We start from the raw sequence: 13766 nt of genomic DNA on the forward strand, positions 1-13766 counted from the left end.
CAACAAAACTGCTGATCCTTCTAACGAAGGAATCGGCATCGACCTGGGGCTAAAGGATTTTGCCATTGTTTCAAATGGTAAGACCTATAAGAATATCAACAAATCAGCAAGATTAAAGAAATTAGAAAAACGACTCGTTCGGGAACAGAGATGTCTCTCCCGAAAGTATGAAAATCTAAAGAAAGGAGAGTCCACTCAAAGAGCGAATATACAAAAACAAAAACTTAAGGTACAAAAACTTCATCATAAAATAGACAATATCCGTACGGATTACATCAATAAGACAATCGCAGAGATCGTAAAAACCAAACCATCTTATATAACGATTGAAGACTTAAATGTATCGGGGATGATGAAGAACAAACATCTTTCAAGAGCAGTTGCTTCGCAGAAGTTTTACGAATTCAGAATAAAACTGAAGGCGAAAAGCAAAGAAAATGGCATTGAACTTCGGGTTGCAGACAGATGGTATCCATCATCAAAAATCTGCCATTGTTGTGGAACGATCAAGAAAGATTTAAAACTTTCCGATAGAACATTTCGATGTCATTGTGGCTATGTCGAAGACAGGGATTTCAATGCGGCACTGAATCTGAGGGACGTAAAAACTTACAAGATTGCATAAGGAAGCAAATGTAAGTATGTACCGAAGGCTATTTCGGGAATTAACGACTGTGGAGTGTACATGGACCTACGAGTAGATATGATTTCGGTCAATCAAAAGTATACACACTGAAGCAGTAAGTAAGATTCGTGAGAACTTACATTATCTCGATGTGATAAGTATATTTAATCACATTTTGAGTGGCAGGCCGCGGCTGTGTATCAGGAAGAAGTAAAGAGTGCAATTATATTGCTGTATCTTGGGATTCTTGCCGGGATGGATGTGAGGAAACGGCAGATCAGCCTTGTCCTGACCGGTGTTTTATTCCTTGCAGGCATTGGATGGCAGATTCTGGTGGAACAGACATCGTGGCTGGAATGGCTGCTGTCCCTGCTGCCGGGAGCAGGATTTCTGACGCTCAGTTATATATCACGGGAACAGGTGGGATACGGGGACGGCCTTCTGCTTCTGACGGTTGGAATCTGGCTGGGATTTGGGCAGACGTTCGGCGTTCTGACGCTGGGACTCATTCTCTGTTCGGTACTCTGCGGAGTTCTTCTGATGCGGAAGAAAATACGGAAACAGGATTCTATACCGCTGGTGCCGTTTCTGCTGCTTGGATTTGTGGGGAGGTGCGGAATGCTTTGAAAGTGAAAATGAGAAAAGCAAGTATTACGGTAGAGGCAGTTCTGGTCGTGCCGCTTGTTCTGATGGTGATTTTTCTTCTGCTGTCGCTGACATTTTTTGTGCACGCACGGAGCTGGTATACATTTGCGGCATATGAAAGCACAATGCTTGCCGCCAGTGAAGGCCGCCTGTCTGTGGAAAAAGGAGAGGCAGCCGCCCAAAGCCGGATGGAATGGTGGATTTCCCAGATACCGCTTCCGGCTGAACCGGTGACCGTACAGACGGTGTGCAGAGAAAAAGAGATTCAGATAAAAGCAGAAGGAAACATTCTGCCAATCTGGAGCCGGAACGCGTGGGAATATTCGGTTTTGAGTGAAATCAGGAGAAACAATCCGGTGAAAACGATCCGGAAGATACGGGCAGTAAAACAGATCTGGAACCAGAAGTAAGGACGGAAGCGGAGAAATGCAGATTGATTATAAAAGAGATTTGAACCATACGTATGTTATTTTACAGGAGGAAAAAGAGCCGGACACGGCGTCGTATCAGATCCGTATGCTGCTGACAAACGCAATCCCAGGGCTTTTGGACTGCAAAATCGGGAAAATGGATGATAAAACATTGTTTTACTATGAGGTGACATCAAGGCAGTCACTTCAGAGTGTGTTTGAACAGCGCTCGATTGGGGCGGAGGCGCTGCGGAAACTGTTTGAACAGCTGCTGGATCTTCTCGAAGAACTGGGGCAGTACCTGCTTGCACCGGACGGCCTCGTTCTGCAGCCGGAGCTGGTTTTTGCAGATGCAAATCTGGAGAACTTTTCCTTCTGTTATCTGCCGGGAAAGCAGGGACACACAGGCTGTTTTCAGAAGCAGATCCGGGAGCTGATGGAATATCTGCTGCCGAAGCTGGATCACCAGGAGCAGGATGCGGTGGTACTCGGGTATGGACTGTATCGGGAGATTTCGGCGGAGATCTTTTCGGTTGAGATGATTCAGGCACTCTTATATCAGACAGGGAAAGAGAAGAAAGAAACGACGGAGCAGGAGGGAAAAGAGCGTCCCAGGGAAGAAAATCCGCCTGTACAGATGGAGGAAACACTTTGGGAAGAACAAGAAGTGGAAGCGGCGGAAGAAAAGGATGAGGGACGCTGGAAAAATATTGTGGAAGCAGTGATCTGCATCGGATTTCTGGGAGGTGTGCTGGCACTGCGGTGGACACAGGCCGAAACTGTTTGGTATCTGGTGCTGGGAGGAGCGGCGGCTGTTGTGGGAATTGTAAGTCTGGCATTGGAACTTGCCAGCCGATGGAAAAAGCGGCAGTCGGGAACAGAAACAGGAAGCTATGGGAAGGCCGCAGGAATCCGGAAACAAGGAGAAACAGGAGATGTATTTTCGGAATATCAGAATCGGAAGGGCTTAAAACAGAAAGATGGAACATGGAATCCGCAAAGCGATACAGAACAGCAGGGATGGAGAAGGGATTCCTCAGTCGAAAAAGAGAAAACATGGGAAAAGAATGAAGAACAGGAAAACAGAAAGATGCACAGCCTGATGGAATTGGAGGGGCATGAAGAGGATCTGTTTGGAAAAACGGAACTGCTGACCAGCCCGGAGGATGAGGGAAGGGCATATCTGATTCCGATAGATCCGATTGATCTTCCGCTGATTCCGATTGAACGCGGAAGCACATTGATTGGAAAACTGTCAGCGGCGGCAGATGTAATTCTGCCATACCGTACGGTAAGCCGCCTTCACGCAAAGCTGGTCAGTACAGAAGAGGGAGATTATCTGCTGGATCTGAATTCGCGGAACGGAACAACGGTGAATGGCGTTCCATTGATGGGCGAGACAAAAAAGAAGCTGGAGGATGGAGACGATATCTCATTTGCCGGGAAGAAATACCGGTATAAGGCGGGAGAGAAAAACAGAAATTAGAGAAAAATGACGCATTACACTTTTTCGATTTGGAGAAAGTGCTGGATGCGTTATTTTTAATATGCCAGAATGATCGAAGAAAAAAGTTATGCGAATGAAACAAAAATATTATAGAAAAGAAAATTATGCATAAAATTAAAAAAAGAAATAATGTAAAAAATAATGTCATAAAACGTCGAAAGCCGTCGTGAAGCGTCAATAATTGTCGAAAAACGTTTATCAAAAAAGAAAAAAATTTGACGATTTCTTGCATTTACAAGTGAATTAAATTATAATAAAAAAATAGCACAGATAAGGAAATGATGTAATGGAAGAACAAAGGAAAAACAGTTACGATCCGAACGAAGATATCGTGGACCGTATGTGGAAGAGGTCAAAAAACAGCATCAATCTGGTCATCGTCGTATGCAATATTCTGGTATTCCTTGCAGTCACACTGACCGGAGGGACAGAGAGCTCCAGACATATGATGGACTGCGGTGCGGCGTATGCGCCGCTGATTGAGAGCGGAGAATACTATCGCCTGTTTACGAGTATGTTTCTTCACTTTGGCATCCAGCATCTGATCAACAACATGCTGCTTCTTTTGTTCCTTGGGGATTACCTGGAACGCGCAGTTGGAAAGATCCGTTATCTGGTCATCTATCTGGGCGGCGGACTCGTCGGAAATCTGTGCTCGTATCTGCATGAACTGTCCCTGATGAAAACAGGGGAAGCACCGGCAGTTTCCGCCGGCGCTTCGGGAGCGATTTTTTCTGCTGTCGGAGCGATGCTTGTTCTTCTGGCATTTCGGAAAGGAAGGCTGGAGGATCTCACCTTCCGGAGGATGGCCGTCATGGCTGTCCTTTCGCTGCTGGTCGGATTCCAGTCTTCAAATGTGGACAACTTCGCACACATCGGCGGTTTTCTGGCAGGTGCAGTCCTGATGGCGGTTCTCTATCCGGGAATGGCAAGGATCAGGAAAAGGGGAAAACGACCGTAAAGGTGCTTCCTTCCCCGGGAACGGAAGAAACGGAAATCGTGCCGTCGTGTGCGGTTACAATTTCCTTGCAGATGGCAAGTCCAAGGCCGGTTCCGTTTTTCTTATGTGTGACAAAAAGGTCAAAGAGAGTCGGCAGATCCTCGGCGGGGATTCCGCAGCCAGTGTCCTGCACACGGATGGTCAGAAAGTCACCGTCGAAACAGAGAGAGATTTTGATCGTTCCGCCGGAAGGCATTGCTTCCGCCGCATTTCGGATCAGGTTCAGAAAAAGCTGACGAAATTGCGTGGTATCAAGGGCAAAGCGCGGAATGGCAGATTCCTTGACAAGTTCAATGGAAACCTGTTGTTTTTCGAGGAGAACGCCGGTATCGGCACAGAGATTCTGGAGCAGAAGATAAGGATTCACGTAAGCGCGTACCGCCCGATATGAATGATTATAGCAGGAGAGCTCATCGAGCAGGGAGTTCAGAAAAGCCATATTTTCCTGGATTTTCTGAAAATAGAGATCGTTGGAAAGCTCCGGATGCGCTAAAAGAAGAAGCTGATGAAAGCTGTGGATAACCGCAACAGGATTTCGAACCTCATGTGAAATCCGGGAAATCATAGCGTGACATTCTTCCGATAAGCCCTGTGAATTGGTTGTTGGTTCTTTTGACATAGCCGTATCCTCCTTATGATGCGTAGGTAATGATTTTTGATTAGGCAAAAGTTTAGCATTGAAAAGGGGGAGCGCGCAACAAAAAGCGTTCTGCATTATTTGACATTTTTCGACAAATAGTGAGAAAATAGAGTTGTTCGGAACCGTGCAGAACGGGATTCGGAACAACAGAAGAATTAAAAAAAGTAAAGGAGAAAAAGATCATGGATTGTATTTTTTGTAAATTAGCAAACGGAGAAATTCCAACCGCGACATTGTATGAGGACGATGAGTTCCGTGTCATTCTGGATCAGGGACCGGCAACGAAAGGACATGCGCTGATTCTTCCAAAACAGCATTTTGCAAACATTTATGAAATTCCGGATGAAACCGCAGCGAAAGCAATGATTCTCGGCAAAAAAATGGCGACGGCCATGACGAAAGCGCTTCATTCTGATGGCTTCAATCTGGTACAGAACAATGGTGAGGCAGCAGGACAGACGGTATTCCACTTCCATATGCATCTGATTCCAAGATATGAAGGTGACAATGCCGGTATTGCTGCATGGAAGCAGGGAACTCTCGAGGATGCGGTAAAAGAGCAGATCATTGAGAGCGTGACGGCAGAGCTGAAGGCCTGAGAAAAGGCTGGCAGCAGCCAGAAAAAGAATCAATGACAGACGAACAGGGGCGGAGAACAATGGACAAAAATAACTTTTCAGAAATATATAAAAAGTATGTAATGACAGCCTATTCAGCCGCAATGCAGGTGGTGCACAATGAAGCCGATGCGGATGATATCGCACAGGAAACGATGGTGAAACTGTACCTGAATATTGATGCGCTGGATGAAGACAGAGTAGAAGGCTGGGTCCGTGTCGCTGCAAAGAATCTGGGAATTGATTATCAAAGAAAAACACAACGTTTTGACTGGAACGAACTGGATGAGGATCTTCGGGCGGAAGAGATGGAACTTCCGACGCTTGCAGAGGAAGAAAAGCAGGAGAGAAATCATTTTTTTCAGGAAGTGATGGATGCACTGAAAGATCATGATGAATCGGGTTATTATATTACGCGTGAAATCAAGGTGCATGAGCGTTCGGAAAAGGAAGTAGCATCCGAAATGGGTATCACCATCGGAAATCTGCGGGTGAAAATGACCCGGACGAAAAAATGGCTTTGCCAGCACTTTGCTGACAAAGCCAGAGAAAGGGGATTTCTGTAGTTACTATTTGCGTTCGCATTCCTGGATCAGGGAAAGGATGCGGCCGATGGAATCGGTGTGGCTGCTCTTCTTCATCGCATTGATGTAGGTCTGACGGTTTTCGTAAACCTCACGGATTGCGGACTGAAGAGTCTGCGCATTCACGGATTCTTCTTCCAGAACTTTACTGTAACCCTGACGCTCAAAGGAACGCGCATTTAAAATCTGGTCTCCGCGGCTGGCATTGGCAGAAAGCGGAATCAGAATGTTTGGTTTTGCCAGAGCACTGATTTCGCAGATCGCATTTGCGCCGGCGCGGGAGATGATCAGATCTGCTGCGGCGAAGAGATCCGGGAGCTCATCTTTGATGTACTCGAACTGAACGTAACCTTCGGTACCATTTAAGGATGCATCCAGTTTATCTTTACCGCAGAGATGAATCACCTGGAAATCTTTCAGAAGTTCTGGTAAAATAGAACGGACCGCATGATTGACAGCGACGGAACCGAGGCTTCCTCCGATGACGAGAATAACCGGTTTTGCGGCATTGAATCCGCAGAACTTCAGGCCTTCCCGTGCATCGCCGGACAGCAGTTCCTGGCGGATTGGCGTTCCGGTCAGAACGGCTTTGTTTTCCGGGAGACATTTAACGGTTTCCGGGAAATTACAGCAGACCTTTGCAGCGGACGGAATACACAGTTTATTTGCCAGGCCAGGCGTCATATCCGATTCATGGATGAGCGCCGGAACTTTACATGCTTTGGCGGCAAGGACAACCGGTACCGAAACGAAGCCGCCTTTGGAGAAGACAACGTTTGGTTTCAGCTTTTTGAGCAGTTTTTTTGCTTCAAAGTAGCCTTTTACGACGCGGAATGGATCGGAAAAGTTTTTCGGATCGAAGTAGCGGCGCAGCTTTCCGGATGAAATTCCGTAGTACGGAATGCCGAGATCTTCGATCAGCTTGCGCTCCATACCGCCGTAGGAACCGATATAAGAGATTTTATAACCTGCTTCCTTTAATTTTGGAATCAGGGCAATATTCGGGGTAACATGGCCGGCGGTACCTCCGCCTGTCAGAACAATATGCTTCATGAGAATTCCTCCCTGGAATTTGATAATATCATTTGGCTTTTATTATCCCCTCAAGAAGAAAAAAAGTCAAGAGCGGTTACAACATGGAAAATGCCGAGGAACGGAAGAAGATGAAAAAGATAGAAAAAGAAGAACAGCTGAAAAAGAAACTGGAGCAGACGATGGAAGAAAAAATGGCTGCGGATTCGAAAACGGTGGAAGGGGAATCGGCAGTTGTAAAGGCAGAGGAAGGAAACACAGCAACAGAACAGGAGGCTGCGCCTGCGCTTTCAGAGGAAGAACTGAACGCAATGTACGAGCGCTTCCAGCAGCGCCTCCAGAAGGAAGGACTCGCGGACACGGAAGGGAATCCGACAGAAAAAACACTGGAGATCCGCCGCCAGATCGTGGAGAGAAAGGCAGAACGCGAAAAGCAGGCGGAGAGACAGAAGAAGATTGCGAAGAGAGCGAAAACAACAAAACACTGGGTACGGACGGCAAAGGCGGCTGGTGTTGTGTTGGTTGTGGGGGCTTGCGTTTTTGGGGCGAGTATGACGAGCGAGGCGAATCGGATTCGGTTGGTGGAATCGGTGCATGGAGTTTGGAATACGGGCGATGGAACAGGGATGAATAATGGAGAGAATAGGGAATATTCTGCTGGAAGTTTGGATGAAGCAACTCAAGAAATAAAAAACAAATTACATCTTGCTGTGCCAGAATTTTATTATATTCCAACGGGAATGAAATATAGCAAAACGGTAATAATGTCTGAGATACAAATGGCTTCGATAGAATATCAATACAATAAACAACTTGTGTATTTTCGCTTGGCTGCAAATGAGAAGGATTTATCACAAGGAAGTTGGAAGGATAAAGAGAAAGTTCAAGTAGAAACATTTGATGATATAATAGAAGTTGAAATGGGAACAATCGCGGAGAATAACGAAGAAAATTATTATGCAATTTGGAAATATAAAGATGCATATTACCAATTGAGTGGGCAAATAGAAAAAGAGGAACTAATAAAAATTTTAAACGAAATGCAGTATAATTTGTAATTATTTAAGGGAATATCCGTATATAGTACGTAGATGAAAACGAGGGAAAAGAGGAAGTATGAAAAAGGTTATGAATTTAAAAAGCTTACTCTTTTGCGCAGTGCTTGTATTAACTATGACATTAAATACGGTGAATGCACAGGCAGATGCATTAGACTATTTGGGCAACACAATTGATGGATCTGAACTGACAAATGATACAGAAGCAAAAGGAAATTATCAAAGTGTGGCGAGAAGTACATATTTACACGAGGGATATGTAAGAATCACTAATAATGGGAATGGATATGTTGGAGTGGGTGGTGCGACATTGTGTAATGTCACTTGTAATACGGTGAAATTTAATCTTTATCTGGAACGTTCAAGTGGCGATGGTAATTTCTACAGTTATAAAAAGTGGGAAAATATAGACTATAATACTAATTCTTTATATTTTAGTACGCAGGTGAAAGTAGAAAAAGGTTATTACTACCGTTTAAGAGGATATCATTCTTGTACTAAAAGTGGCGTTACTGAGAATGGTGGAAGTAGAACTGACGGTATATACATTGGATGATTATTATCTTTCAAAATAGTAAAACAAGTAAATGAAGTATCATGTATACAAGCACAAGAGAGTAATGCAAACGAATGAAAATGATTTTTAAGCCAAAGTAGTTCATTACCCTCTCCCTGAAAACCTCGGGGCCAGTCCCCTATAGAAACCTTATAACAATGAATATATTAAGACGAAAACGCAGATCTTTCAGGATTTTCAACGCGTCGAAATTCCTTTTTCCAACCACAACACAGATCTGAGTCATCATGTGTTACTATGTTCAGTGTGTGAGTGATCATACGGAACATCGGCTGGCCCCGATAAGTGAGGCATCGGTATTACTGCAGGAATACCGGTGCCTCTTTTCTATGCACTTCCGGCGGCCGATGCCCATAATTGAACAAAAATATCAAGATTGTTGTGCAATCTGCCTTAAAATTCCGTTGGAATCTGCCAGATATTATGCTATAATAATCAAAAAAGAGAGAATAAGCATAAAATACAAAAGGAATTTCAGATTATTTTCGCGGACAACGCGTCAAAGACCATGCTGGCCGCGATAACGGGCCAAACGCATAACGCGTGTTTTGACCCGCAGTGACAACATTTTGTCCCCGAACAAAACGGGAGAACAGGAGGCATCTTATGCGTCTTACATTTCTTGGAGCAACACATGAAGTGACGGGCAGTTGTTATTATCTGGAGGCTGCCGGAAAGAAGTTTTTAGTGGACTGCGGTATGGAGCAGGGACCGAATATTTATGAAAACAAGCCGATTCCGGTCCCGGCATCCCAGCTTGATTTTGTATTGATCACGCACGCGCACATCGACCATACCGGAAATCTGCCGCTGCTGTATGCGCACGGCTTCCGCGGCCCAATCTATATGACTCCGGCGACGGTAGCGCTTTCGGACATCATGCTCCGCGACAGTGCACACATTCAGCTCGCCGAGGCCGAGTGGCGGAACCGCAAGAACCGTCGGGCGGGAAAAGAAGATTACGTCACACCATACACAATGGAGGACGCCCTCGGCGTGATCCGCTTGCTGGAGGGCATTCCGTATCATCAGCGTGTGACACTATCGGACGGCATTCAGATCCGTTTTCTCGATGCCGGTCATCTGCTCGGCTCCGCATCCATTGAGCTGTGGCTGACAGAGGACGGTGTGACGAAAAAACTGCTCTTCTCCGGCGATATCGGAAATATCCATCAGCCGCTGATCAACGACCCGGAGTACCCGGAGAGCGCTGATTACGTGATTATGGAATCCACCTACGGTGACCGGAGCCACGGTCCGAAACCGGATTATGTACCGGAGCTGGCAAAAATCATTCAGGAAACGCTCGACCGCGGCGGCAACCTCGTGATCCCGTCGTTTGCTGTTGGAAGAACGCAGGAGATGCTGTACTTTATTCGTGAAATTAAGGCAGAACATCTGGTTCACGGCCACGGCGAATTCCCGGTTTACGTGGACAGTCCGCTTGCCGTTGAGGCAACCAATATTTTCCGCGATCATCAGAAAGAGTGCTACGATTCCGATGCAGCTGCGCTCCTTGCGCAGGGCATTAATCCGATTCTGTTTCCGGGCTTAAAGCTCTCGATTACATCCGATGAGTCGAAAGCCATCAACTTCAACGAAACCCCGAAGGTCATCATATCCGCAAGCGGCATGTGCGATGCAGGCCGAATCAAGCATCATCTGAAGCACAACCTCTGGCGGCAGGAGAGTACGGTTCTCTTCGTCGGCTATCAGGCCGTCGGTACACTGGGACGGGCGCTGATCGGAGGCGCGAAGGAAGTGAAACTGTTCCAGGAAGAGGTTCATGTGAACGCGCACATCATCCAGTTCCCGGGCATGAGTGGCCACGCAGATCAGGAAGGACTGCTCAAATGGGCGGGCAGTCTGCGGGCAAAACCGGACCGCGTTTTCGTGACGCACGGAGAGGATAAGGTGACGGAACTTTTTGCAGAAAAACTGTGGGATGAATTCCGTTATCCGGCGATGGCTCCGTTCTCCGGAACCGTATTTGATCTGAAAGAAAATGAATTTATCGAGAAAACTGTCGGCATTCCGATCCAGAAAGAAAGTGCCGCAAATGCAGGAACCCTGCGCACGAGAAGCAGCGGAAATGCCGTCTTCGACCGCCTCGTTGCGGCTGGTCAGCGGCTGCTTACGGTTATTACAAGAAACAAAGGCGGCGCCAACAAAGATCTTTCCAAATTTGCTGACCAGATCAACAGTCTCTGCGACAAATGGGACAGATAAAGCAGTCCGGTGGCTGGAAGAAAGACTGTGCTATTAATATAGAAGAAAAACCGGAAGAAAGCAGGCGGCAGGGAAGCTGTGCTGCATCAGAAAAGAAAAAACAGAAGTGGATAAATTACAAACTCCCCGGGGTGAGCATTCCCCGGGGAGTTATTATAATAAAAAAGAGCAAGCGTAAAAAAAGTTATTTCTGGATAGCCTGTTCCAGCGCTTTTGCAAGCTGGTCTGGACATGATGTTCCGCGTCCGTTGCAGTCGATGCCTTTCATGCGGGAGATGGCTTCGTTTACGTCCATGCCCTCAACGAGTCTTGCAACACCCTGTGTGTTTCCGTTGCATCCGCCTACGAACTGTACGTTGTGTACTTTACCGTCTTCTACCTCAAACAGAATTTTTCTGGAACAGGTACCTTTTGTTGTATATTCCATCGATAGGATCCTCCTTTGTGAATAAAAAATTAGAACATTATCGTGAACTTCAGCCACGATAATTCTTCGGTTCCTGCTATTATATCATAGATTACGAAAACAGCAAAGAAAAAAGATACCACAGATCCCAAATTTATTGTATACTGTAACAGGAATTACAAAGAAACCAGAAGGAAAAGAAAATGGACTCCCGGAGTTTTCCGTTCTTACTTTAGCGGCTGACCGCTGACAAAAATGATTTCATAAAAGCAAGAACAGAAAGAATCGGGGAGTACATGTAAAGTTATTGGAGGATATCATAAACATGAAGTTAATCGGAATTATCGGTGCAATGGAAGTTGAAGTTGCAAGCTTAAAGGAAATGATGACGGATGTTACAATCCGCACGAAGGCATCCATGGAGTTCAACCACGGTTACCTGAACGGAAAAGAAGTGGTTGTTGTGCGCAGCGGAATCGGCAAAGTAAACGCCGGTATCTGCACCCAGATTCTTGTAGATGATTACGGCGTGGACTGTGTCATCAACACCGGAATTGCAGGCTCCCTGCGGAATGAAATCAACATCGGCGATATCGTCATCTCGACCGATGCTGTTCAGCATGACATGGATGTGCGCATCTTCGGATACCCGCTCGGCGAGATTCCGCAGATGGGTGTTTTAAGCTTCCAGGCAGACGAGCACCTCGCAGAGGTGGCAGAGGAAGTCTGCAAGGAAGTCAATCCGGAAATCCAGGTATTCCGCGGACGCGTGGTCAGCGGTGACCAGTTTATTTCCAGCAAAGAAGTGAAAAACCGTCTGATCGAGGAATTCAACGGTTCCTGCGCCGAGATGGAGGGCGCTGCGATTGCGCAGGGCGCTTATCTGAACAAGATTCCATACGTCGTACTCCGCGCCATCTCCGACAAAGCAGACGACAGCGCAACAATGGACTACCCGACCTTTGAGAGCGAGGCAGCCCGCCACTGTGTCAACCTGCTGCAGGAAATGGTAAAACGCCTGTAATCTAAAAAAAGCAAGAAGAAAAAATCGACAAACGGGCAGGCGAAAACCAGCGAAACCACGCGAACCGGCACGAAAGCAGTCCCCTGAAGGAACGAAAAATAAAAATTCACGCGAAAAAGCACAGAATCACAAAGAATTTGACGAACGTTTTTTGTTTCCAAATTTTTCCGGCAGTGCTATACTGTGGCACATCGGAACAAGAAGATGCTCACTACGGATTGCTCAGCAGTAAAACACTTGCTGTTTTGCTGCGTAAGAAAGTGATTCAGGTGTGAGCAGCCCTCCTTTTGCGAAGCAAAATTTTCAATGAGGGCTGCGAATGTTACAGTTCCCAGGTACCTGTGAACTGTAACACGTCTCCACTGCCGATATGCCAGCGGAAGAATCCTGTGCGCGCAAATTCTGCCGCGGCATCCGCCGATGCACCGCAACGGAAGCACCGGCATATGATCATGACAGGCAAATTCAAAAATCATCAGGGGGAATAAGAATGCTGGAGTTTTGTGTGAAACAAAATGTGTTCTTATACGCAATGATAGCAGCAGGAATCGCCGGTGTGTGGTGCCTGTTCTGGAATAACCGTTTCTACACCCGGGCCATCCGCGATCTCGGAAGGCTGAAGGAACCAAAGTCGAAATGGACCAGGTCGGTGCTGGAAACGTGTCAGAGAAAAGCGCATCCCTTTTCGAATGCCGGGGCGTTTATGCGCAGCCAGATTGCACAGGGCAGGTCAGCGGGAATGGCAGTCCCGACGCTTCTGCGCGGAAGCCAGAATATGATCCTCACGGTTCTGGCGCTGTCGATTCTTTCGCTGTGGGCGATCTACCGATACCGTTATGGAGAGGCGGAGCTGATGCGCTACCTCGGAACGGGCACCGCGCTCGCCGGAGGCCTTGTCTTTTTCCGGCTCTGTCTGGATTTCGGCGGAAAAGAGGAAATTCTGCTGAACGGCTGGACAGACTATCTGGAAAATGAGTTTGCAGCGACGAAACAGAGTGCGGTGCTGGAAACCGTACAGCAGACCGAACGGCAGCCGGTGCAGGCGGAAACCATGGCACAGGCAGGAACCGGAGCGGCGAAAGCAAAAGCGCAGACTGCGGGAAGCGAGTCCGCCAAAGAGAGGAATGAACTGTTCGCAGATCCGGAAAAAGAAGCGAGGATTTCGAAAGTCAGGGAGGGCATCCGCCAGACCGCCGCGGCCGAGAGCAGGTTTGCCGGAATGCTGACGCCCGAGGAAGAGAAGCTGATGAGGGAGATTATCAGCGAATACGTGTAAATACCAGGGGATCAGACCGGGGAGCATGGCATATCGACATGACCATATTTCCGAATCGGCAGTCCGCAGGTATCTAAGATAAAAATATTTCAGGCAGTGCCGTCTTTCAAAACAGACAGGCGGCACTGCTTTCCCG

Annotated in this window: 15 protein-coding genes; 12 read left to right on the forward strand and 3 right to left on the reverse strand. The window is 46.9% G+C overall.

The window, feature by feature from the left end; genetic code table 11:
- The 5 genes from DXD92_RS19075 to DXD92_RS15085 form a co-directional block, all read left to right on the forward strand.
- A partial coding sequence (locus DXD92_RS19075) for an RNA-guided endonuclease InsQ/TnpB family protein (RefSeq protein WP_243104921.1) occupies window positions 1-625 on the forward strand: 625 nt, incomplete at its 5' end.
- A 195-nt stretch (window positions 626-820) separates the two neighbouring features.
- Window positions 821-1252, forward strand: coding sequence for a prepilin peptidase (locus DXD92_RS15070; protein WP_022461943.1), 432 nt, complete (start codon window positions 821-823; stop codon window positions 1250-1252).
- 2 nt (window positions 1253-1254) lie between these two features.
- Window positions 1255-1680: a TadE/TadG family type IV pilus assembly protein gene (locus DXD92_RS15075; protein WP_243004587.1), complete on the forward strand. Its 426-nt coding sequence runs from the start codon at window positions 1255-1257 to the stop codon at window positions 1678-1680.
- A 16-nt stretch (window positions 1681-1696) separates the two neighbouring features.
- On the forward strand, window positions 1697-3166 hold the full coding sequence (locus tag DXD92_RS15080; protein ID WP_118640919.1) for a DUF6382 domain-containing protein: 1470 nt from the start codon (window positions 1697-1699) through the stop codon (window positions 3164-3166).
- Between the two features lie 307 nt (window positions 3167-3473).
- A complete protein-coding gene (locus DXD92_RS15085; protein ID WP_226906363.1) occupies window positions 3474-4148 on the forward strand; it encodes a rhomboid family intramembrane serine protease in 675 nt (224 codons plus the stop codon).
- Here DXD92_RS15085 and DXD92_RS15090 read toward each other — a convergent pair.
- Window positions 4123-4806, reverse strand: a complete 684-nt coding sequence (locus tag DXD92_RS15090) for a two-component system sensor histidine kinase NtrB (RefSeq protein ID WP_055219129.1) — start codon at window positions 4804-4806, stop codon at window positions 4123-4125. The genes DXD92_RS15085 and DXD92_RS15090 overlap by 26 nt on opposite strands.
- Before the next feature lie 203 nt (window positions 4807-5009).
- Here DXD92_RS15090 and DXD92_RS15095 point away from each other — a divergent pair, with 203 nt between their 5' ends.
- The gene (locus tag DXD92_RS15095; RefSeq protein ID WP_172680766.1) at window positions 5010-5426 is read left to right on the forward strand and encodes an HIT family protein; all 417 of its coding nucleotides are present in this window, start codon (window positions 5010-5012) and stop codon (window positions 5424-5426) included.
- Window positions 5427-5485: 59 nt separating this feature from the next.
- Entirely contained in the window at window positions 5486-6010 is a 525-nt protein-coding gene (locus DXD92_RS15100; RefSeq protein ID WP_158568377.1) for an RNA polymerase sigma factor, read from the forward strand.
- A 3-nt stretch (window positions 6011-6013) separates the two neighbouring features.
- On the opposite strand, the gene DXD92_RS15105 is transcribed toward DXD92_RS15100, so the two are convergent.
- Window positions 6014-7081: an undecaprenyldiphospho-muramoylpentapeptide beta-N-acetylglucosaminyltransferase gene (locus DXD92_RS15105; protein ID WP_117509959.1), complete on the reverse strand. Its 1068-nt coding sequence runs from the start codon at window positions 7079-7081 to the stop codon at window positions 6014-6016.
- A gap of 83 nt (window positions 7082-7164) precedes the next feature.
- Between DXD92_RS15105 and DXD92_RS15110 the strand changes: the two genes are divergently transcribed.
- The 3 genes from DXD92_RS15110 (at window position 7165) to DXD92_RS15120 (ending at window position 10924) form a co-directional block, all read left to right on the forward strand.
- Complete coding sequence (locus DXD92_RS15110) at window positions 7165-8118, forward strand: DUF4367 domain-containing protein (protein WP_118640920.1); 954 nt, start codon at window positions 7165-7167, stop codon at window positions 8116-8118.
- 58 nt (window positions 8119-8176) lie between these two features.
- On the forward strand, window positions 8177-8674 hold the full coding sequence (locus tag DXD92_RS15115) for a DUF6147 family protein (RefSeq protein ID WP_118640922.1): 498 nt from the start codon (window positions 8177-8179) through the stop codon (window positions 8672-8674).
- Between the two features lie 627 nt (window positions 8675-9301).
- The gene (locus DXD92_RS15120) at window positions 9302-10924 is read left to right on the forward strand and encodes an MBL fold metallo-hydrolase RNA specificity domain-containing protein (protein ID WP_117509956.1); all 1623 of its coding nucleotides are present in this window, start codon (window positions 9302-9304) and stop codon (window positions 10922-10924) included.
- 184 nt (window positions 10925-11108) lie between these two features.
- Here DXD92_RS15120 and DXD92_RS15125 read toward each other — a convergent pair whose 3' ends face one another.
- Entirely contained in the window at window positions 11109-11351 is a 243-nt protein-coding gene (locus DXD92_RS15125) for a TIGR03905 family TSCPD domain-containing protein (protein ID WP_022461364.1), read from the reverse strand.
- A 304-nt stretch (window positions 11352-11655) separates the two neighbouring features.
- On the opposite strand from DXD92_RS15125, the gene DXD92_RS15130 reads away from it, so the two are divergent.
- Window positions 11656-12354, forward strand: a complete 699-nt coding sequence (locus DXD92_RS15130; protein ID WP_117804838.1) for a 5'-methylthioadenosine/adenosylhomocysteine nucleosidase — start codon at window positions 11656-11658, stop codon at window positions 12352-12354.
- A gap of 490 nt (window positions 12355-12844) precedes the next feature.
- Window positions 12845-13630 carry a hypothetical protein gene (locus tag DXD92_RS15135; RefSeq protein WP_055226627.1) on the forward strand — a complete coding sequence of 262 codons (786 nt, stop codon included), beginning with the start codon at window positions 12845-12847 and terminating at the stop codon, window positions 13628-13630.
- The last annotated feature ends 136 nt before the right edge of the window (window positions 13631-13766 follow it).

Origin of the sequence: Blautia sp. TM10-2 (assembly GCF_003480845.1) — a bacterium.
Taxonomy (GTDB): Bacteria; Bacillota; Clostridia; order Lachnospirales; family Lachnospiraceae; genus Fusicatenibacter; species Fusicatenibacter saccharivorans.